This is a genomic window from Halonotius pteroides, from assembly GCF_003605635.1.
Lineage (GTDB): Archaea > Halobacteriota > Halobacteria > Halobacteriales > Haloferacaceae > Halonotius > Halonotius pteroides.
In genome coordinates this window covers 47,396-66,051 of the sequence record NZ_QMDW01000002.1, presented here as the reverse complement: position 1 = coordinate 66,051, position 18,656 = coordinate 47,396, and the positions used below count along the sequence as shown (strand labels likewise).

General features: G+C 60.5%; 22 protein-coding genes. 5 read left to right on the top strand and 17 right to left on the bottom strand.

What is annotated here, in order from left to right:
• Positions 1 to 16: 16 nt before the first annotated feature.
• From DP106_RS01780 to DP106_RS01760, 5 genes are all read right to left on the bottom strand, one after another.
• On the bottom strand, positions 17 to 1,123 hold the full coding sequence (locus tag DP106_RS01780) for an agmatinase family protein (protein WP_120082907.1): 1,107 nt from the start codon (positions 1,121 to 1,123) through the stop codon (positions 17 to 19).
• Positions 1,124 to 1,274: 151 nt separating this feature from the next.
• The gene (locus DP106_RS01775) at positions 1,275 to 2,324 is read right to left on the bottom strand and encodes an AbrB/MazE/SpoVT family DNA-binding domain-containing protein (RefSeq protein WP_120082905.1); all 1,050 of its coding nucleotides are present in this window, start codon (positions 2,322 to 2,324) and stop codon (positions 1,275 to 1,277) included.
• 122 nt (positions 2,325 to 2,446) lie between these two features.
• Positions 2,447 to 4,015 carry a sodium:solute symporter family protein gene (locus tag DP106_RS01770; protein WP_120082903.1) on the bottom strand — a complete coding sequence of 523 codons (1,569 nt, stop codon included), beginning with the start codon at positions 4,013 to 4,015 and terminating at the stop codon, positions 2,447 to 2,449.
• 306 nt (positions 4,016 to 4,321) lie between these two features.
• On the bottom strand, positions 4,322 to 4,753 hold the full coding sequence (locus tag DP106_RS01765) for an MPN domain-containing protein (protein WP_205738861.1): 432 nt from the start codon (positions 4,751 to 4,753) through the stop codon (positions 4,322 to 4,324).
• Positions 4,754 to 4,802: 49 nt separating this feature from the next.
• Positions 4,803 to 5,771, bottom strand: coding sequence for a formyltetrahydrofolate deformylase (locus tag DP106_RS01760; RefSeq protein WP_120082902.1), 969 nt, complete (start codon positions 5,769 to 5,771; stop codon positions 4,803 to 4,805).
• 145 nt (positions 5,772 to 5,916) lie between these two features.
• Here DP106_RS01760 and DP106_RS01755 point away from each other — a divergent pair, with 145 nt between their 5' ends.
• Both DP106_RS01755 and rpiA read left to right on the top strand, forming a co-directional pair.
• On the top strand, positions 5,917 to 7,041 hold the full coding sequence (locus DP106_RS01755) for an ORC1-type DNA replication protein (RefSeq protein ID WP_120082900.1): 1,125 nt from the start codon (positions 5,917 to 5,919) through the stop codon (positions 7,039 to 7,041).
• Between the two features lie 91 nt (positions 7,042 to 7,132).
• On the top strand, positions 7,133 to 7,825 hold the full coding sequence (rpiA, locus tag DP106_RS01750; protein WP_120082898.1) for a ribose-5-phosphate isomerase RpiA: 693 nt from the start codon (positions 7,133 to 7,135) through the stop codon (positions 7,823 to 7,825).
• A 59-nt stretch (positions 7,826 to 7,884) separates the two neighbouring features.
• Here rpiA and DP106_RS01745 read toward each other — a convergent pair whose 3' ends face one another.
• Positions 7,885 to 8,052, bottom strand: coding sequence for a DUF1931 family protein (locus tag DP106_RS01745; protein ID WP_021041298.1), 168 nt, complete (start codon positions 8,050 to 8,052; stop codon positions 7,885 to 7,887).
• 219 nt (positions 8,053 to 8,271) lie between these two features.
• Between DP106_RS01745 and DP106_RS01740 the strand changes: the two genes are divergently transcribed.
• The gene (locus tag DP106_RS01740) at positions 8,272 to 8,547 is read left to right on the top strand and encodes a GIY-YIG nuclease family protein (RefSeq protein WP_120082897.1); all 276 of its coding nucleotides are present in this window, start codon (positions 8,272 to 8,274) and stop codon (positions 8,545 to 8,547) included.
• 129 nt (positions 8,548 to 8,676) lie between these two features.
• Positions 8,677 to 10,263 (top strand): phosphoglycerate dehydrogenase, encoded by a 1,587-nt coding sequence (serA, locus tag DP106_RS01735; protein ID WP_120082894.1) that lies wholly within the window; start codon positions 8,677 to 8,679, stop codon positions 10,261 to 10,263.
• A gap of 124 nt (positions 10,264 to 10,387) precedes the next feature.
• Here serA and DP106_RS01730 read toward each other — a convergent pair whose 3' ends face one another.
• From DP106_RS01730 to DP106_RS01705, 6 genes are all read right to left on the bottom strand, one after another.
• Positions 10,388 to 10,999 carry an archaellin/type IV pilin N-terminal domain-containing protein gene (locus tag DP106_RS01730; protein WP_120082893.1) on the bottom strand — a complete coding sequence of 204 codons (612 nt, stop codon included), beginning with the start codon at positions 10,997 to 10,999 and terminating at the stop codon, positions 10,388 to 10,390.
• Positions 11,000 to 11,165: 166 nt separating this feature from the next.
• Positions 11,166 to 11,762: an archaellin/type IV pilin N-terminal domain-containing protein gene (locus DP106_RS01725; protein ID WP_120082891.1), complete on the bottom strand. Its 597-nt coding sequence runs from the start codon at positions 11,760 to 11,762 to the stop codon at positions 11,166 to 11,168.
• Between the two features lie 221 nt (positions 11,763 to 11,983).
• The gene (gene thrC / locus DP106_RS01720; protein WP_120082890.1) at positions 11,984 to 13,378 is read right to left on the bottom strand and encodes a threonine synthase; all 1,395 of its coding nucleotides are present in this window, start codon (positions 13,376 to 13,378) and stop codon (positions 11,984 to 11,986) included.
• A gap of 39 nt (positions 13,379 to 13,417) precedes the next feature.
• Positions 13,418 to 13,795: a helix-turn-helix domain-containing protein gene (locus tag DP106_RS01715; protein WP_120082889.1), complete on the bottom strand. Its 378-nt coding sequence runs from the start codon at positions 13,793 to 13,795 to the stop codon at positions 13,418 to 13,420.
• A 30-nt stretch (positions 13,796 to 13,825) separates the two neighbouring features.
• Positions 13,826 to 14,077 (bottom strand): NUDIX hydrolase, encoded by a 252-nt coding sequence (locus DP106_RS01710; protein WP_120082888.1) that lies wholly within the window; start codon positions 14,075 to 14,077, stop codon positions 13,826 to 13,828.
• Positions 14,078 to 14,108: 31 nt separating this feature from the next.
• On the bottom strand, positions 14,109 to 14,816 hold the full coding sequence (locus DP106_RS01705; protein ID WP_120082886.1) for a DUF5828 family protein: 708 nt from the start codon (positions 14,814 to 14,816) through the stop codon (positions 14,109 to 14,111).
• A gap of 98 nt (positions 14,817 to 14,914) precedes the next feature.
• Between DP106_RS01705 and upp the strand changes: the two genes are divergently transcribed.
• Complete coding sequence (gene upp, locus DP106_RS01700; protein ID WP_120082885.1) at positions 14,915 to 15,592, top strand: uracil phosphoribosyltransferase; 678 nt, start codon at positions 14,915 to 14,917, stop codon at positions 15,590 to 15,592.
• Between the two features lie 9 nt (positions 15,593 to 15,601).
• Here the strand turns inward: upp and DP106_RS01695 are convergent, their stop codons facing one another.
• Genes DP106_RS01695 through hisA form a run of 5 tightly spaced genes read right to left on the bottom strand, consistent with a single transcriptional unit; the run spans position 15,602 to position 18,623 of the window.
• On the bottom strand, positions 15,602 to 16,234 hold the full coding sequence (locus DP106_RS01695; protein WP_120082884.1) for an IMPACT family protein: 633 nt from the start codon (positions 16,232 to 16,234) through the stop codon (positions 15,602 to 15,604).
• A gap of 39 nt (positions 16,235 to 16,273) precedes the next feature.
• Entirely contained in the window at positions 16,274 to 16,711 is a 438-nt protein-coding gene (locus DP106_RS01690; protein WP_120082882.1) for a hypothetical protein, read from the bottom strand.
• 1 nt (position 16,712) lies between these two features.
• Complete coding sequence (locus tag DP106_RS01685; protein ID WP_120082881.1) at positions 16,713 to 17,213, bottom strand: amino acid-binding protein; 501 nt, start codon at positions 17,211 to 17,213, stop codon at positions 16,713 to 16,715.
• 9 nt (positions 17,214 to 17,222) lie between these two features.
• Positions 17,223 to 17,834: an imidazoleglycerol-phosphate dehydratase HisB gene (hisB, locus tag DP106_RS01680; protein ID WP_120082880.1), complete on the bottom strand. Its 612-nt coding sequence runs from the start codon at positions 17,832 to 17,834 to the stop codon at positions 17,223 to 17,225.
• Positions 17,835 to 17,885: 51 nt separating this feature from the next.
• Positions 17,886 to 18,623 carry a 1-(5-phosphoribosyl)-5-[(5-phosphoribosylamino)methylideneamino]imidazole-4-carboxamide isomerase gene (gene hisA / locus DP106_RS01675; RefSeq protein WP_120083210.1) on the bottom strand — a complete coding sequence of 246 codons (738 nt, stop codon included), beginning with the start codon at positions 18,621 to 18,623 and terminating at the stop codon, positions 17,886 to 17,888.
• Positions 18,624 to 18,656: the final 33 nt, after the last annotated feature.

The window sequence follows — 18,656 nt, the reverse complement described above, 5'->3', positions numbered from 1 at the left end:
CCGGCGTTGTCGCCGGTCAGTCGTCGGCTGCCTGCGGCGACTCGGTCGGGCCGAGCGGTTCTTTTGGTTTGATCGGTGATCCCTCTTCGAGTCCCTGTTCGGCGAGCGCCATACTGCCCATTACTTCGATGATGAGCCGGTTGGCCAGCCCGCTGGTGACGCCGCCGTTGTACGAGTTGCTGTCGCTGGTGTCGTAGGCCGGCGAGACCTCGACAATGTCAAAGCCGAAGTTCTCGGGATCGAGGGCTTTGACGACCTCACGCACCATGTAGATCGCCTCCCGGGGTATCAGGCCGCCGGGTTCGGGTTCGCCGGTGCCGGGCGCGTAGGCGGGCTCCATCACGTCGACATCGAAGGAAACCCAGACGGCGTCGGTGCCGTCGGTCGCCCGCTGGACGGCATCGGCGACGATCTCGTCGAGATCCATGTTGCCGACCTCCATCGAGGTGTACCATTTCATGCCGGCCTCGCGCATCCCTTCGTAGGTATCTGGGCCGGGCCAGAACCCACGCGGGCCGATCAGGGTGTAGTTCTCGCCGTCCATGATCCCCTCATCGAAGACCCGCTTGACCCACGCGCCGTGGTCGTATTCAAACCCGGTGAGGCCATCCTCACCGGTGTCGGCGTGGCAGTCAAAATGGATGAGGCCGATGTCGTCGTAATCGTTGGCCTCTGCCCACCCCTTGATGTCCGGGTAGGAGATCGAGTGGTCGCCGCCGATGATGATCGGCGTCGCCTGCTCGCTGACCTCGGCGACGGCGTCCTCGATGTTCAGTTGGCTCTGGCGGGTGTCGCCCGGTGTGACCGCCGCATCACCGGTGTCGGCGACGCTGAAGATGTTGAAGGGGTCAACGCCGGTTTCGATATTAAAATGCTCGTAAGGTGGCGAGGGAACCGTTGAGGCTGCTCGCACTGCTCGTGGCCCGTATCGGGTGCCGGGCCGGATCGTTGTTGCTGTGTCTAGCGGCGCGCCGATAATGCCGATGTCGACATCCTCCTCAGCCAACGAATCGCGATCGACCTCGGGAAGCTTGAGGAAGGTTGGGATGCCGCTGAAGATCGGCTCGTTTGATTCTTTGTACTCATCACCGTAGATATCTTCGCCTGATCTTTCGTCTGTCATAGCTATCGTTCGCGCAATAGCGAGTCGGAGATGACCCGTTGTTGCCCACTTGAATGGAGATTGAAATCATACTAAAGCGTTTCTTGGGTGAAGTTCCATCTATTACGGTGATTAGGTGCAAACCCGAACAGTTTGGGTCACCTTATATTCCTTAATGGCCGTTCTGGGTAACGACATCCGGACTCTCCCGGAAGGCGAGGTGGGTTGCGACATCGAGGGTATCCTCGGTGTGACGTGCGCTGCGCTCAAAGAGGAGGTGGCACCGATGGAGTGCAAGCAGTGGCTCCGGCCGGGCGGCCTCAAGCTGGTCGATCGCGGCCGTTGAGACCTCATGGAACTGTGTGAGTCGCTTGCGGGCCGTCGTTACCTGACTGTACTCCGGGTCGATAACGGCGTCTCTAACCGTTTCGGCGGCCGCATCAAGGGATTCGTGTACCGACGTGATCCCCTCAGCGACCGTATCGTCAAGCGGCTCGCGTATCTCATCGGCGGCGATCATGGCGAGTTCGTCGGCGATCCCAGCCATCAGCGAGATATCTTGGGCTGCTGAGCGGTACCCGATCAACGGGAACCCCGAGCCGACGCCAACGGCTTGATTGAGCTGGGGATTTCGGTAGGTCGTAAACACGAGCCGCAGGAACAACGAAAACAGCTTTTCGAGCTGTGGACTTCGATTCTGCGCCCGGCGGGCCGCCTCGGGATCGGCTGTCAGCAGGGCGTCGACCGCACTTGAGCGGATCGTTGCCTCGGTGCGACCCAGCCGCCCGAAGAGTGTTGGCAGATCAAAATCGTCGGGGTCGACCGAACACCGAATTGTGATATGGGTTGCTGACTCCTCAACGATCCCCAACCCCATCAGCCGGCGTTCGGCGTCGAGGACAGCGTCGTACTGCGCCGCGGTGAGTGCCTCCTCGGCTTCGATCCGGATGAACCCGCGACCGAGCACATACTGGGTAACGACCGCCCGTGAGAGCGCGTCGGCACTCATCGTATCGGCGGAGATCGTCGTTTCCGTCTCGGTCAAGGCGGGTTGGGCTGGCGTCACAAGCAGCGAGTTCCCGTTTTCGTCGCGCTGGACGATCAGTTCGTCACCTTTCATCAGCTCATGACGATGCGCCCACTCGGCCGGCACCGTTACCGCGAGTGTCGACGACCCCAACTGCTGGGCTTTCCGGCGGATCTGCTGGTCGTCACCTTTCATCGATGCTCCCTCAGAAATTGCGTATGCCAAACCATATTGGTAAAAAAGCAATCGTACTTATGTTGTATAAGTGTATAGGTACTCGGTTCAAAAATTGCGCCGCGATAGCAACGCAGCGATTATTAGTCCTCGTCTTCGCCACCAGCGACGATAGTGCGCCGGCCATCACGGTTGAGGGTGCGGACGCCGTAACTGTCCTTTGTGGCGTAGGCGACGGCAACGAAGACAACGAGGCTGACCCCTGCGGCGATAAACGTTGGTAAGCCGTCGAAGGAAGCGGTGAAAATGTCGTTTTCGATGTACAGCAGCGTGTTCTCGTAGGCGTAGGTGGTTGGAACCAAGACGAATAGGACGAGCCGCGTCAGCGAGCCGCCAACCATCGAGGCCAAGGCGGCCGGCGTGGTCGCCATATCTGACCAGTAGAGCCCCATCACCAGCGGGACGAACGCGCCTGCCAGCATGATGTCGAATGCCAGCACAAGCAACATCCCGGTCGCCGAGACCCGGATCGCAAAGAAAATGCCAAGCAGCGTGATCGGAACCGACATCAGCCGGGTGACCGACAGCAGCTTGTCGCTGTCGGTGCCAAGCAGCCCGCCGTCGCTTCCGTCGTCGTTCGTGCCGCCATCGGTGGCGACCGCTTCGCTTTCGTCAACGCGGATGTTGCCGATGTTGCGGGCGATGACCGCCGAGGTGCCGAGGATCGCCCCATCGCTCGTTGAGAAGGATGCCGCGAGAATGCCGGCGATGACAAGCGCGCCGAGCCATGGTGGCACCGCGTTCTGCAACAGCGTGTAGAGGACGGCTTGGCCACCGGTTTCAACGCCGAGTGACGCGAGGATCGGGTTCGCAGACAGCGCGACAATCGAGAACGGAACACCGATAATCAGCGTGCCGGCTGCACCGATAAAGCAGGCCTTCCGAGCGGTTTCGGGGCTATCGGCCGCAAATACCCGTTCCATGAAGTCGATAGCGACGATGTCACCAAGCCCGAGGGCGACGATGGTGGCGAGGTTGATGTACGCCCCCTGACTTGGATCGGTTAGCTGTCCGAGGTTGGTCGGGCCCATTCCCGAGGGGATCGTGATACCGTACTGTGTCGTCACGAAGATAATGAGTGCGATCGAGCCGACCAAAGCGACACCGGCCTGCAGGAAATCGGTGTACGCAACCGAGAACAGGCCCCCGGCGACCGTGTAGGTCAACACGAGACCGGCGATGATGAAGACGCCGACCTGGAAACTTGTGCCAACGAAAATCTCAAAGAGGAAGCCGCCGGCGACGAGGTTCCCTGCCAGGAGGAACGCGTACGCCACCGACATGATGACGCTGGCAAGGATCTCGGCCGTTCGGCCGTACTTCCGTCGATAGAAATCCGGCAGTGTCGTGAGATTCATCCGGTTCATCGGCTTGGCGAAAAACAGCCCTGTCAGAAACAGACAGGTTGCCAGCCCAACCGGTAGTGCCGCCCCGGCCCAGAAGCCGAAGGAGGCGACGAGATCCGTATTTCCTAACGTCGCATTCGAGTCTAACGATTGGGCCATCAGCGTCGCCGCCGCCAGCGGGAGGATCAGCCCCCGGCCGGCGACAATGTAGTTGACGCTGTCGCCTTTCACCTTCCGGGCGACATAGAAGCCGATCGCCAGCATCGTGACGATAATGCCGACGATCCCATAGAGGATGACGCTCATCGGATGCCCACCCCCACATCAGCAGTCAATGATACATGTTTGTCTATTCTTCCGTCCGAGCGGCGTTCTTTCGCGTACATATTATCGACAAAGATGAAGATTCGGTCATAGATAAAAAGCTCTGGCCTGTATTTGTATATTTACTTGTGTACCGCGGGTGTACGCATGGATTACGCCAGCTTGTACCAGTACATATATACAGTTTGTACAGTTGAGAAGTGCCTCTGGTGCCGTTAGCGAACAAATAGGCCGTGAATCATCCACGATCGTCGTTGTCAGATCCGTCTGTCGCGGTGATCTGTGCGATTAAAGACGGGCTAACCGGGTGCTCGATTCTGTTTCGACCCGGAGCTCCCGCCACTCAAGCAAGCCGTGTTTGAAGCCACGGTAGCTCAACGTGTTTCCATGCGGGGCGAAGATGACGAGGGCGAACGGTTCCGGAATCGAGCGTTTGTCGATCTGTGTGAGCCCCGAGATCGACTCCGAGCTGGTATGGGAGTGATAAAACACGCGTGGCGGGGGTGGCACGCGTTCATCAACGGTCGTCTCAAACCGGCGTTTCGGGATCGACGACTCGTTTGGGATCGGAATATGGCGGGTCACCCGGAGGTGACGCCCGCGCCGCCGACAGCCGAGAAAGCCGCCGGCCTCATCCGGATGGTGGGTTGCAACGTGGCTCTCGATGGACGTACGGATCGGCGATGGGATAATAACTGTCCGGATCGGCCACGGAACCACACCACCGTTTCTCGCCGACACGGCACAGTCCTTTCGCCTCGCCGACCTCTCAGTCGTCGGCGATCCCCGGCGTCTCGCTGAGATCGAGTTTGTCGTCGATCGGTTCGGTCGGGTTGGCGTCCTGTGCTGTCGCCGACAGCCCGAGTTGGTAGTCGTCGGGGTCGGCTCCATCACGCAGACTCGTCCGACCGCGGTGGACGGCGACCGCGTCGTCGAGATGGAGTTCGACCGCTTCTAGCAGTGCCTCGGCTTCAAGCGGCTGGCCGCGGGCTTTGATCTCATCGATGAGCGCGTCGCCCGGCACATCGAAGGCGCGTTGGGTGATAATTGGCCCCTGATCAAGATCGGTTGTCACGTAGTGGGCGGTGACGCCGGCGATGCGGACGCCTTCCTCCTTGGCCTGTCGGTAGGCGGCCGCCCCGGGGAAGGAGGGCAGCAGACTCGGGTGGATGTTGATGATCCGATCCTCATATCGGAAGACGATCTTCGGGCCGAGGATGCGCATGTATCGCGCAAGGACGATCAGATCTACGTCGTGTTCGGCCAAGATGTCGAGCATCCGATCCTCGTCGGGTGAGCCCTTGCCGTCGCCGATATCGTAGAACGGGATATCGGTCGGCTCGACCACGTCCCGTAGCGTCCCGCGGTTGCTGATGACCGCTGAGATCTCGACGTCAAGCTCGCCGCTCTCAGCGGCGTCGATGAGGGCTTCGAGGCAGTGGGATTCCTTGGTGACACAGACAGCGATCCGCCGGGTCTCTCGGTCGCTGGGGAACCGCACCTGGATCTCGACGCCGAGCTCACGGCCCAGCTCTGAGAGGGCCTCGCGGAGCTCATCGCGCTCACAGCTCATCTCGCCGGTATCGACACGCATCGACATCCGGAATAGGCCATCACGCACCGCCTGATCGAGATCCTCGATGTTGATCTCGCGCTCGAACAGGAGGGTGGTGACCCGGGCGATCAGCCCGGTCTTATCGCCGCCGATCACGGTGATCTCGGTGAGTTCGGTTGTCATCGCCACACCTCCGTCTCGCCGTCGTCGTGGGTCATGCCCGGGCGAACGCTACCGCCAGGCAAAAGGGTGTCCATCCGGCCACAGACCGGCGTCGAGGGGCCTGCCGGGGAATGATTAAGTGGACGGCCGCGGTGGTGGTAGCCAGATGGCTGACGATTCGGAGGAGATGTTGTCGTGGGACGAATCCGTGTTCCGCAACGAACACGTCTTCGAGATCGACTACCTCCCTGAGACCTTCCATCACCGCGAGAGCCAACTGGAGAGCCTGAAATACGCTCTCCGCCCCGCGGTCAGAGGGTCGCGGCCGCTCAACACGATGATCCGTGGACCGCCCGGCACCGGGAAAACGACCGCCGTCCAGAAGCTCTTCGGGGAGCTCGGCGGCAAAAGCGACATCGAGGTCGTCCAGGTCAACTGCCAGGTCGATTCGACGCGGTACGCCGTTTTCTCGCGGCTCTTCGAGGGTGTCTTTGAGTATGAGCCGCCGGCCTCCGGCATCTCGTTTAAGAAGCTCTTCGGCCAACTGACCGACCGCCTTGTCGAAGCGGAGACCGTCCTCGTTGTCGCCTTAGACGATATCAACTACCTGTTTTACGAAAACGAGGCCGGCGACACGCTGTACTCGCTGCTGCGGGCCCACGAGGTGCATTCGGGCGCGAAGATCGGCGTCATCGTCGTCTCCTCGGATCTCTCGCTTGATGTTATCGACGACCTCGACGGCCGGGTACAGAGCGTCTTCCGTCCCGAGGAGATCTACTTTCCACGCTATTCGACCGAGGAGATCGCTTCGATCCTCCGAGAACGGGTCAAACGTGGCTTCCATGACGGGGTCATCGGGAGCCCGGAGCTCGATACGGTCACGGAGTACACCGCCGACAGCGGCGACCTTCGGGTCGGTATCGACCTACTCCGTCGGGCCGGCCTTCAGGCCGAGATGCGAGCCTCCCGTACCATCACCGACGAGGATATCGAAGCCGCCTACGAGAAATCGAAACACGTCCACCTCTCGCGGTCTCTGGAGGGGCTCTCGGAGTCCGAACGCGCCCTGATCGAGGTGCTGCTTGATCACGACGGCAAACAGGCCGGTGAGGTCTATGCGGTCTTCAGCGAGGAGACCGGGCTGGGGTACACCCGCTACTCCGAACTGGTCAACAAACTCGACCAGCTTGGGCTGATCACCGCCACGTACGCCGATGTCGACGGGCGGGGTCGCTCCCGGGAGCTCAGCCTTGCGTACGAGCAATCGGCCATTGTCGACCGGCTTGAGTAACGACCGTGAGAAGTCGGCGGCGTGTATGCATCTGGCAGCCGGGGCAGTCGCCTCCGATAGCTGTATGTCTTTCCGTGAGACACCCTCAGGTATGAAATCGACTGGTGGCAGCGACGCCGCGAAACGACGCGCCGGCGAGGCCGCAGCCGACACCGTTGAGCCGGGGATGGTCGTCGGCCTCGGCACCGGGAGTACCGCAGCCTACGCCATCGAGGCACTAGGTGACGCTGTCGACGATGGCCTCGATATTGTCGGCGTCCCGACCTCCTTCGGGGCTCGCCAACGCGCCCTCGACTGTGGAATTCCGCTCCGTAGCCTCGATTCGGTCGACGGGGTCGACATCGCTATCGACGGAGCCGATCAGTTCGTCCGTGACACTGGTAGCTGTCTCAAAGGCGGCGGCGCGGCCCACAGCCGGGAGAAGCTTGTCGCCACTGCGGCCGACGCCGTCCATCTCGTCGTCGATGAGACAAAGCTCACCGACGCTCTCGATCACCCGGTGGCACTCGAAGTGCTGCCGGACGCCCACACGGTTGTCGCCGATGCCGTCCGTTCACTCGGCGGGGAGCCGATGCTCCGTGATGCGGCCAACAAGGACGGCCCGGTCGTCACCGACAACGGAAACCTCGTCTGCGATGTCGACTTTGGAACGATTGCCGATCCCGAATCGCTGGCGACACAACTCTCGGCGGTGACGGGCGTCGTTGAACATGGATTGTTCATTGAGTGTGCAACAACCGTTTCGGTCGGCACGGCTGACGGCGTCTCGACGACGACGTACTAACGCCTCGGCGAGCGATATCACTCGGCGGTGTCAAAAAAGCAGGAACAACGAGTGCCGACTTAGAGGTCGCGCGGCTGCACCGTCTTCCGATCGTTATCCTCGGCACGTCGGGCTGCGTCTTCGAGTAGCTCCTCGACTTCCGCATCGAGTGCGTCGTAGAAATCAGAAGCTACGTTCTTGTCGCTCAGGGCCTCTTTGACCGCTGCTTTGACGATAAGATCTGCCATGCAGTGCCTCGTACCCCAGCCTCCATAATAAGGATTACCATGTCCCGACACGCTCGCCCGCCGATCCGGTCGGCTTGAGTGCTGTGTGCACCGAATCGCCACCTCATTGATCTCCGGAGACGGTGGGTTTATATACGGCGCGATCGCGACGCTGCTGACGGCCGCCGGTCGAAACCAACGACTTACCTCCCTTTCGGCACTCACAGCTACCGTCACGATATGACCACACTCGACGCCGATCACTACGTCTACATCCTCCGCTGTGCCGACGAGAGCTACTACGCCGGCTACACAACCGATCCCGAACGCCGACTTACCGAGCACAACGCCGGCGACGGCGCAAAATACACCCGTGGCCGAACACCGGTCACGTGTGTCTATCTCGCCGCGTTCGACTCGAAATCCACCGCGATGAGCCGTGAGTATGAGATCAAACAGCTCCGCCGAAGCGAAAAAGAGAGGTTGATCGAGGCTACCGACGAGCCACCGCTGTAGGGCGCAGTTGCAGCCACAATCGCACACACCTTGCTGCTGGCAGCCGCGTGTTTTGCTGTGACAATAAAAGAGATCGAATCGCTACCCGAAGTGGAAACGCTTTACCCCGCTGCCCGGGATCGATTCGGTATGAAGGTACTCGTCACGGATCCGATCGATGACACAGGACTCGATCGGTTGCGTGAAGCCGGCCACGAGGTGCAGACCGAGTATGAAATCGATGGCGACGCACTACTGGATGCGGTCGCCGATGCCAACGCCCTGATCGTCCGCTCGGGAACCGACGTGAGCGAGGCGGTCTTTGCGGCGGCCGACGACCTCGTCATCGTCGGACGGGCCGGCATCGGCGTCGACAACATCGACATCGAAGCCGCCACCGACCACGGCGTCATCGTCGCCAACGCGCCGCAGGGCAACGTCCGCGCCGCCGCCGAACATACGGTAGCGATGGCCTTTGCCGCCGCCCGCTGGATCCCGCAGTCCCATACCCGCCTGAAAGACGGCGAGTGGGCGAAATCTGAGTATCTCGGCTACGAGGTCAACAACAAGACACTGGGCATCGTCGGGCTCGGCCGTGTCGGCCAGGAGGTCGCCAAACGGCTTGACAGCCTTGGAATGGATCTTGTCGTCTTCGATCCCTACATCTCTCAGGAGCGCGCCGACCAGTTTGGCGCAGAGCTTATCGACGACCTCGATGAGTGCCTCGAGCTCGCTGACTTCGTGACGATCCACACGCCGCTGCTCCCGGAGACAGAAAACATGATCAGCAGCGACGAACTCGAACTGCTGGACGACGGATTCCTCATCAACTGTGCCCGTGGCGGGATCGTCGACGAGGCTGCCCTCGCTGCGGCCGTCGAGGACGGCCCGATGGCCGGCGCGGCACTCGACGTGTTTGCCGAGGAACCGCTTAGTGAGGACTCACCGCTGTTGGATGTCGACGAGATCGTCGTCACGCCGCATCTCGGCGCGTCGACCGAGGCCGCCCAAGAGAACGTCGCCGTCGACACCGCCGACCAGGTGATCGCCGCGTTCAACGAGGAGCCGGTGCTCAACGCCCTGAACGCACCATCGGTCGATGAGACCGCCTTCCCGCGGATTGAGCCGTATCTTGGACTCACCGAAACCGCCGGCAAGATCGCCGCCACCCTGCTTGGCGAGCGCATCGAATCAGTCGAGGTCAGCTACGAGGGCGATATCGCTGAGGAAGACATTGATCTCGTCACCGCCAGCGCGCTGAAAGGCGTCTTCACGCCGCTTGAATGGCAGGTCAACTCGGTCAACGCCCCACAGCTCGCGGAGGATCGTGGGATCGATGTCATCGAGTCGAAAACGCGACAGACAGACGATTTCCAGAGTCTCGTCAGCGTCACCGTCGACGACGGCGAGACGGAACTGACCGTCTCGGGGACGCTGTTTGCGGGCGATGATCCACGGATCGTCCGTATCGATGGCTATCGCGTCGATGCCATTCCGTCGGGGCATATGGTTGTTGCGCGCAACAAGGATGCGCCCGGTGTCATCGGCTTCATCGGTGGCGTCCTCGGCGATAACGACATCAACATCGCCGGGATGTTCAACGCTCGCGAGACGATCGGCGGCGAAGCACTCACGGTCTACAATCTGGATGTCGATGTGCCGGATGCGGTTGTCGAGCAACTGCTTGCCGACGAGCGGATCACCGATATCACGTCGATTACGCTTGATCAAGAATAGCTGCATTTAGCAGCGATAGTCGCCATTTGCAACTTTTCTATCATGAAAATTATTGTCGCAATATTATCGTTCGCCGTGGCAGACGACTTCACCCGATAAAAACGGTAGAAAAACTACGCTCGACTTAGAGGATGAAGCTGGAGTTCTCTTCGATGTTCCGCGGTGTCTTCAGTTCCTTGAACGTCTGTCCACCTGCAGGTGCTTGGATGATGAGCTTTATTGACTCTGATGACTCGAGCCCAGAGATCCCACTCTGGCTAGTTAGGTTTATCTCAGCCGTAAGCAGATCCTCTTGATCTTTCAGAACGGTACCGTCGTCACCGTCCATTCCTTGGACTTGGAAATATTCAATTGCATCATTCGTGCGGTTATTACCACTCAATACAGTTGCTTCTCCTCGTGGGCTTGAGATGGTGTACGAGGCCTGGCTCACATTGATTGGATCGGAACCTGAGGCAAGCCGAAGGGATGCGTTTACGTGTGTGATTGTTTTATTCTCAGCAGAATTAGTACTGGGATCCTGCTTAACGTTTGCTTCAAACCCGACCACTTCACCGACTTGTATGACGTCACTGACTTCGGCGGTTGTTTCTTCACCTGTTTGTTGTGCCTGTGCTTGTAGAAGGCCTGCAGTGTTGATCAGGACACCTGCCGCAATCGCTGCGACTAAAACCATCGCGATGAACACGATGAGCGTCCCGATTCCCACCTGACCTCGATCGTCTGTGTCGAACATGGTATTCGTACGCCTGCCCGGAACGGGTCAGACGATATTCAATCTATGAACGCGGATTCATATATGTCTCATCCTTCGCTTATTAATACTGATAATCAAAGATTCTTCTATATACACAGAACCAACGGAGGTAATAAATGTATTTCAAAAGAAAGCAGCGGTCAGCTTAGAGGATGTAGCTGTCTGACTCGCTGTCCTCAATATTCCGCGGTGTCTTCAGTTCCTTGAATGTCTGTCCGCCAGCGGGTGCTTGAAGTATAAGTTTGACACTCTGTGACTCTCCAAGCGGTTCAATCCCATTTTCCTTCTCTAGGTCAATCTCTACCGCTAGCAGATCTTCTTGATCTTTAAGGACTGAGCCATCGCTACTATCCATACCTTGAATTCGGGTATGACTAATTGCACCATTATCGTTGTTATTTCCACTTATTACAGTAGCGTTGCCTCGTGGACTTGAGATGGTGTACGATGCTTGACTCACATTCACCGGATCGGATCCAGATGCTAGCCGAACCGAGGCGTTGATTAGATCTAGCTTTCCATCGCTATCACCGTCTAGTGAGTCTGTTCCTATAACCTCAGTAATCTGAACAACATCACTCACTTCAGCAGTCGTCTCTTCACCTGTTTGCTGTGCCTGTGCTTGCAGGAGGCCAGCGGTATTGATAAGCACACCCGCCGCGATCGCTGCGACGAGCACCATCGCGATGAACACGATGAGTGTACCTATCCCTACCTGACCTCGATCGTCAGTGTCGAACATGGGAGTAGTACGCCTGCCCGGAATAGGTCAGACGCTATCGGATAAACGTAGAGGATGGGTATATATCTACCCCGCAAGTTTTCAGGATTGATACTCAAACGAATAGAGACCAATGGTAACGCATCAGTGAAACGGTGAGTGCGACGCCTCAACCTCAAAAGTTAAAATTTGCAACAAAACCAGCTCAGGTCATCGGAACCGACAGGACGGTGCGGTTCCCGTCAGGCGTCGTCTGATCGCAGCACTCGATAGCCAAGATAGGCGAGTCCAAGCCCGCCACCAATGATAGCCGGCACCGCCGAGGAGTCGGCTACCTTCGAGAACTGCTGTGCCACACGTCCAGCCACCGTCTCATTGCTATCGTTGATATGTTCCAACACGGCATCAGTGTCGTTCGGCACCGGCTCGGGATCACCGCCAGCATTGAAGGCCTCGTCTGGGTCTTTCAACAGATGACCGGTCGTCAGACAGACAACCGATTCGTCGGCACTGATTTCGCCACTCGCCCGAAGCTTGCGCAGCCCAGCGACCGACGCCGCGGAGGCGGGTTCGACGCCGACCCCCGTCTCAGCGAGTTGTCGCTGCGCGGCGGTGATCTCGTCGTCACTAACGGCGACAGCGGTACCGCCGGTGTTGTAGATCCCCGGCAGGGCCTTCGGCGCGTTGACGGGGTTGCCGATACGGATTGCCGTTGCGCGTGTCTCCACGTCATCCCACCGCTGGATCTCGTCACGATTGTTTCTGACGGCCTCAACCATCGGTGCCGCCCCCTCCGCTTGGACACCGGTGAGTGTCGGCACCTCGCTTTCCTCGAGAGCGCCACTCGCAACGAGTTCGCGGAACGCCTTGTAGAGGGCCGCGGTGTTGCCGGCGTTGCCGACCGGCAGCACGATCCGGTCCGGATACTCGCCGTACTCCTCATAATGCTCTTCGAGGATCTCAAAGCCGATGGTTTTCTGGCCCTCAAGCCGGAATGGATTCAGTGAGTTGAGCAGGTAGACCTCACCGCGGCCAGCAAGCTCTTGGACGATATCGAGACAGCTATCGAAGTTGCCGTCAACCTCAAGAATACGCGCGTCATGGAGGCTAGCTTGGGCGATCTTACCGGCGGCAACCTTACCCTTTGGGAGCAACACGAGCGTCTCCATGTCGCCACGGGCCCCGTAGGCAGCCAGTGCCGCGCTGGTATTACCGGTCGAGGCACAGGCCAGCCGACCGACGCCGAGTTCCTTGGCAACGGCGACGCCGACGGTCATCCCACGATCCTTGAACGCGCCGGTTGGGTTCATCCCCTCGTGTTTGATTCGGAGGCTGTCGACGCCGATCTCCTCGCGAAGCCGTGGCACCTCATGCAGCGGGGTATCGCCCTCCGGGAGCGTGACGCCTCGCTTGAACGGAAGGGCCGCGTTGTACCGCCAGACGCCGCTTCCCTCGAACGCCTCGAAGGTCGGCGGGTCGGCGTACCGGACTTCGAGGAGCCCATCGCAGTCGGCACAGGTGTAGTGGATCTCCTCGAAGGGCGCAAACTGCTCGCCGCAGTCGATACATTCCAACCAGACCCCGTCGTCGGCACACGCCGGCTCCGACTGTGGCGGCGCGGACAGCTCAAGACTCATTATCTGCGTATGGTCGCGGCGCGGTAAAAAGCCGGTCGGTTACGACTCGTCGGTTCCAAACTGATCGATCTCGTCGTGGACGGCATCCACCCACTCGTCGAGTCCTGCATGCAGCATCTCTCTGGCGGCGTCGATATCGACGGCGGTGTACTGATAGACGTAGCCACCCGAATCTAGCAGGCGTCGTTCCCGTTCGACGAGCCCTTTCTGATGGAGTGTCGACAGCGACCGGTTGACATTGCTTCGATCCCGATCAAGGACAGCCGCTAACTCCTCGACGGTGCTGCCAGCGTGGTTGTGTAACGTGAGGTAGGTTCGGCGTTCGTGATCCCGGATCCCGAACACACAGGACAACAGGTGGGTAAAATCAAGATCGCTGTCCTCGGCGAGAGCCTCGGGTGTCGATGCGGAGCCCATACGGTTATTATCCGCGTTCGTCCCGTAAAACTACGCCGACTCCTCGGGGACTGCGGCGTAGCCACGTTCCTTGATACAGGCGCGCATCGCTGCCTCATCACTGTGTCTGTGCAACCGTGTCGGGGTTTCACAGTAGTATGTCTCGCCGTCATACCGAAGGGTGATCTGATGCTGTTGGTCGAGTAGTTCGACGCTTACTTGCAGCCGCTGACCGCCCCGTAGCGCGTTGATGATCTCGTCGGCCGATAGCTCGCCGGCTTCGATGGTGCGTGTTGTGTCCATGCGTTTGTGGAATCGGTGCGTTAGGGGTCGCTCAGTTTGTCGTCGACTGTGTATCGTCGCTTGCGGGCTCCGGGGCCTCAACCCCCTCTGCGGCCTCGGCGATATCGGTTTCCTTCTCAGTTGTGACATGCCAGCGGTCGATCGTGTCCTCGTACTCGCCAAGGCGTTCGGAGACTGCCGATTTCAACTCGTCGTCGTTGATGTTGACCTCGAAGACGAACTGTTCGTCGTCGCCACCGCGGCCCTGTTGTTTGATGTTCGCGCTGACGAGCTCGTTGTCGAAGTAGTACGGCGACAGCTGTGTCATCACGTTCTGGTAGACGGTGTTTTCGACGGTGCGAATCGCCTTTCGGCCGACCGAGTCGGCTGCTCTGGTGACGTAGCCGATAGAGTCCTGCCAGTTCTCGACAGCCCCTTCGTCGTCACCGTTTTCCATCCGTTTGTAGGACTCCGAGAGCTTCTCGCCGGCCTTTTTCACATCGTCGCTTGCGGCCTTGCCCGCCTTTTCGCCCTTGCCTTCGGCAACGCTGGCCTGCTCGGCTGTTTTCTCGTTGACATCCGTGTTGAGCTGTTCGTGGGCTTTGGGTCGCCACTCGTCCCACTCCCTAAAGGCTGATCGAACCTCCTCGTCGGCATCCTCGATATCTTCGTCTCGAAGGGCTTGGGTGATGCGCTCGCCGTGTTCGACCACATCGTCCCACGCGCCGTCGATCTTGAACCCCGAGATGCTCTCCTCCATTCTGCTATCGGTTTCTAGTGCTGTCCCGACACATAAACGTCGCTACCGCCCGCCGCGCCATCGGGGCTGTTTTTACCATCGCTGTCTCCTGCTCACATATGCCAATTGAACAGCGCGAGGACGCATACCTGATCACCCACGCCTTGGCGAAGGATACGCTGTCGACGCTGCGATCGATCGACACCGAGCAGGTCGCCTTCCGAGAGGGGTTGATCGAACTCGGGCGGGTCTGTGGCTATGAGATCATCGACGGCGCGATGGAGACGGAGTTCGTTCCGCTCCAGACGCCGCTGGCCGACACCACCGGCGAACGTGTCACCGGGCTCGACGACGTTGTCATCGTCACCGTCCTCCGGGCAGCCACACCGTTTGTCGAGGGGTTGATGAAGGCGTTCCCGCAGGCCAGACAGGGCGTTATCTCCGCCAGCCGCGATGAGGAAGCGGGGATGAACGACGACGGGGAGTTCCCGATTACGGTCGGCTACCTCAAACTCCCAGAGATCACGGCCGACGACACCGTCATCGTCGCCGACCCAATGTTGGCGACGGGGTCGACGATGTGTGCCGTCCTCGATCATGTTGTTGACGCCGCCGCTGGCTTCGAGGATCTGATCGCACTATCAGCGGTGTCGGCTCCGGAGGGCGTCCTGCGGGTCAGCGAAAGCGTCCCCGATGCTGACGTATTAACGGTCGCTATCGACGACAGACTCGATGATGATGGCTTCATCGTGCCGGGGTTGGGCGACGCTGGGGATCGGGCATTTGGGACAGTGTAAGTCGTCTGCTCAGGAGTCATCGATACTGACTCGCCCACTCGTCGCGTTGCGCAGTCGTTCCCGCAGGTCGCCAGCCTCCGCAACGGGTACCCGAACGACGAACTCAACCGCTGCTTCGTAGCTGGCATCGAACTCGACGTCTTCGGATTCCAGAATCCCGCGTACTGTTCCCGAATCGCCGTACGCAACCGTCGCTTCGAACCGCTCATGCGGAACCTCTTCGACGATCCCAGCCGCCGCAACGGCTTGTTTAACCCCTCGCGAATACGCTCGCGCCAACCCGCCGACACCGAGGTTCGTCCCGCCGTAGTATCGGACGACCGCGGCGACGACGTTACGGATCTCTTGTTGAGCGAGGACGTTGAGCGCAGGATCACCAGCGGAGCCGCTGGGCTCGCCGTCGTCGCTGGCCCACTCCCGCAGCATCACCGACCCCGGTTGACCCGCCGAAGCAGTCCCAGCCGGCACACGATAGGCGGGCACGACGTGTGTCGCCTCTGGGTGGTCGGCTTCGACTTCCTCGATGACCGCCTCGGCAGCCGCAACCGTCTCGACAGGTGCGACGTAGCCGATGAACTCCGAGCCGCTGACCTCAAAGTTGGCCTCCGCGCGCTCGGCGACTGTCGAAAAGGACTCGGGCACACGAAGCGGTTGGCCGGCGGACGGCTTAAGCGATACTGGTCAGTTGTTGCGGGCGTCATTGTTGTCAGCAGCGGCTGCGGTTGATCCCAATCGATCAGGATGATGGACGTGATAGAGGCCGGTGAACGCAACGACGCCGACGACTTCGACCGCAACCGCTGCCACCGCCAGCGGCTCGGTCAACAACGCGTCGGCCGCGTTCCCGCCGTGACACAGCGGATAGCCGACGAGCAAGACGGCGAGGGTACCGCCACCGAGTGAGCTGAGCCGGCGGTAGCGATAGCCGCGAAAGACGGCGACCGCAACCGCGATTAGGAGGACGGCGGCGGGCACAAAGAGAAACGGCCGGCTGTCGGCGACCGAGTCGGCAAGCATCGGCGGTGACAGCCGTGGGATCGCCCACAGCAGGTGCAGCGCGGCCGTCAGCAACGCGGCCTGTACCGCGACGATCCGGACGGCTCGCTCGACGCGTTCCATCTCAGAACTCGACCCGCCGGACGAACGGGAGGTCGCGGATCGACACCAGCACGTCGCCGGGGATCGACTCGTCGGTGATGATATACAGCTTCGGCTCGTCGGTGAACTCCGGATCTTCGCTGATGACCTGCCGGATCGAGATGTCAGCCTCGGCGATCCGGTCGGTGACCGTGGCGACAATGCCGGACTCGTTGGCGGCGGCGACTTCGACCGTCAGCACGGTTAGATCTAACACGGGCGCAAGATCCCGCAAGCTTGGAATCGCGTCGATGTTTGCGAAGATGCGCTGGAGTTCGGGGTCGTCCCGTATCGCGTCGGTCGTTGAGTCGACGACCCGGCGGTCGACATCGATCTCGCGGGCGATCTCGGTAAACGGGATCTCGATGCCGCCGGAGACGACCCGGCCCGCCTCATTGACCGAGAAGCCGCGTTCAAGCAGCAGCCGGATCACCGCCTGCTGGCTCGGGCTGCCCTCAAACTTCCCCATGATTTCGTCGAACATGGCGCGCCCCTACAGCGATCCCTTCGTACTTGGCGCGTCACTCCGCCGGTCGTCGATCCGAGTTGCGTCGTCGAGTGCGCGCGCGAAGGCTTTGAACAGGGCTTCGACCTCGTGGTGGGCGTTGTCGCCGTCGACGCTCGCGTGGACGGTCAGCCCGGCGTTCATCGCCACCGACTCGACGAAATGTCGCGCCATGTCGCTGGTAAAGTCGCCGATCGCGGCCTGAGAAAACTCGCCGTCGAAGACGAAGTACGGTCGCCCGCTGATGTCGACAACGACCGAGGCGAGGGCTTCGTCAAGCGGCACCCGACGATCAGCGTACCGAACGATCCCGCGTTTGTCGCCGAGGGCTTCGTCGAGCGCCTCTCCGAGGGTAATCGCCACATCTTCGACGGTGTGGTGGTCGTCGACCGCGAGGTCGCCGTCACACTGCACCGTGAGATCGACGAGGCCGTGAGTCGCCAACGCGGTCAGCATGTGATCGAAAAATCCGATCCCGGTGTCGACTTCGCTGTCGCCGTTGCCGTCGAGGTCGAGGGTGAGATCGATCGTCGTCTCGCCGGTTTCGCGGCTGACGGCCGCCGCGCGGGTGCCCGCATCGCTCGCTGAGGAATCGCTCATAGGTGTGTTCAGAGCGTGGGGGCCTATGGTGGTTTCCCTCGGCGACGCCCGTCAGTCAGAACCAACCGCGTCCATCGCATCTTTGAGCGTGAACTCGCCCTCGTAGAGTGCGGTGCCGACGACGACCGCGGCTGCACCCGCCTCGCGGAGTGCGCGGATATCCTCGATGGTCGCCACCCCACCGCTGGCGACGACCGGGATCTCGACGGCCGCACAGACGCCCTCGACGAGATCAGTGTTGACGCCGGCGAGCTGTCCCTCAACGTCGACATCGGTGAGCAAGATCGCGCCCGCGCCCAACTCCTCGTAGCGACCGGCCGCCGCGGCCGGATCGAGCCCGGTGGCCTCTGTCCACCCCGAGACGACGACCTCGCCGCCTTTTGCGTCGAGACTGACCATGACTGATCCCGACTCATGATCCGAAATATCGGCGACGATCTCGGGCGTTTCGACCGCGGCGGTACCCAGAATGACGCGGTCGACACCAAGATCGAGCAGGTCGACGGCGTCGTCGACGGTGCGGATCCCCCCGCCGATCTGGAGATCGACCGACGCGGTCTCGATGATCGATCCGAAGGCATCGGCGTTGACACGCTCGCCGTCAAATGCCCCATCGAGATCAACAAGATGCAGCGTTGACGCGCCGCGATCGACCCACCCCTCGGCGGCATCGACAGGATCGCCGTACCGGGTTTCTGTGCCGCGCTCGCCGGCAACGAGTTGGACGACCTCGCCGTCCTGTACATCGACCGCCGGGATCACCTCGAACTCCGGAAACGCCTCAGACATATCCTCGGCTTCGACGGCCGGCTGATAAAACAC

What these genes read in the sequence shown, in the direction of transcription:
- DP106_RS01760 (WP_120082902.1), bottom strand. Translation starts at nt 5,771, where the DNA reads ATGACAACCGAACTCACCGAGATCACCGTGATCGGCGGCGATAAGACC.
- DP106_RS01725 (WP_120082891.1), bottom strand. Translation starts at nt 11,762, where the DNA reads ATGTTCGACACTGACGATCGAGGTCAGGTAGGGATAGGTACACTCATC.
- DP106_RS01690 (WP_120082882.1), bottom strand. Translation starts at nt 16,711, where the DNA reads ATGGAACGCGTCGAGCGAGCCGTCCGGATCGTCGCGGTACAGGCCGCG.
- DP106_RS01780 (WP_120082907.1), bottom strand. Translation starts at nt 1,123, where the DNA reads ATGACAGACGAAAGATCAGGCGAAGATATCTACGGTGATGAGTACAAA.
- rpiA (WP_120082898.1), top strand. Translation starts at nt 7,133, where the DNA reads ATGAAATCGACTGGTGGCAGCGACGCCGCGAAACGACGCGCCGGCGAG.
- upp (WP_120082885.1), top strand. Translation starts at nt 14,915, where the DNA reads ATGCCAATTGAACAGCGCGAGGACGCATACCTGATCACCCACGCCTTG.
- DP106_RS01775 (WP_120082905.1), bottom strand. Translation starts at nt 2,324, where the DNA reads ATGAAAGGTGACGACCAGCAGATCCGCCGGAAAGCCCAGCAGTTGGGG.
- DP106_RS01685 (WP_120082881.1), bottom strand. Translation starts at nt 17,213, where the DNA reads ATGTTCGACGAAATCATGGGGAAGTTTGAGGGCAGCCCGAGCCAGCAG.
- DP106_RS01745 (WP_021041298.1), bottom strand. Translation starts at nt 8,052, where the DNA reads ATGGCAGATCTTATCGTCAAAGCAGCGGTCAAAGAGGCCCTGAGCGAC.
- DP106_RS01715 (WP_120082889.1), bottom strand. Translation starts at nt 13,795, where the DNA reads ATGGGCTCCGCATCGACACCCGAGGCTCTCGCCGAGGACAGCGATCTT.
- hisA (WP_120083210.1), bottom strand. Translation starts at nt 18,623, where the DNA reads ATGTCTGAGGCGTTTCCGGAGTTCGAGGTGATCCCGGCGGTCGATGTA.
- serA (WP_120082894.1), top strand. Translation starts at nt 8,677, where the DNA reads ATGAAGGTACTCGTCACGGATCCGATCGATGACACAGGACTCGATCGG.
- DP106_RS01705 (WP_120082886.1), bottom strand. Translation starts at nt 14,816, where the DNA reads ATGGAGGAGAGCATCTCGGGGTTCAAGATCGACGGCGCGTGGGACGAT.
- hisB (WP_120082880.1), bottom strand. Translation starts at nt 17,834, where the DNA reads ATGAGCGATTCCTCAGCGAGCGATGCGGGCACCCGCGCGGCGGCCGTC.
- DP106_RS01710 (WP_120082888.1), bottom strand. Translation starts at nt 14,077, where the DNA reads ATGGACACAACACGCACCATCGAAGCCGGCGAGCTATCGGCCGACGAG.
- thrC (WP_120082890.1), bottom strand. Translation starts at nt 13,378, where the DNA reads ATGAGTCTTGAGCTGTCCGCGCCGCCACAGTCGGAGCCGGCGTGTGCC.
- DP106_RS01740 (WP_120082897.1), top strand. Translation starts at nt 8,272, where the DNA reads ATGACCACACTCGACGCCGATCACTACGTCTACATCCTCCGCTGTGCC.
- DP106_RS01755 (WP_120082900.1), top strand. Translation starts at nt 5,917, where the DNA reads ATGGCTGACGATTCGGAGGAGATGTTGTCGTGGGACGAATCCGTGTTC.
- DP106_RS01770 (WP_120082903.1), bottom strand. Translation starts at nt 4,015, where the DNA reads ATGAGCGTCATCCTCTATGGGATCGTCGGCATTATCGTCACGATGCTG.
- DP106_RS01730 (WP_120082893.1), bottom strand. Translation starts at nt 10,999, where the DNA reads ATGTTCGACACAGACGATCGAGGTCAGGTGGGAATCGGGACGCTCATC.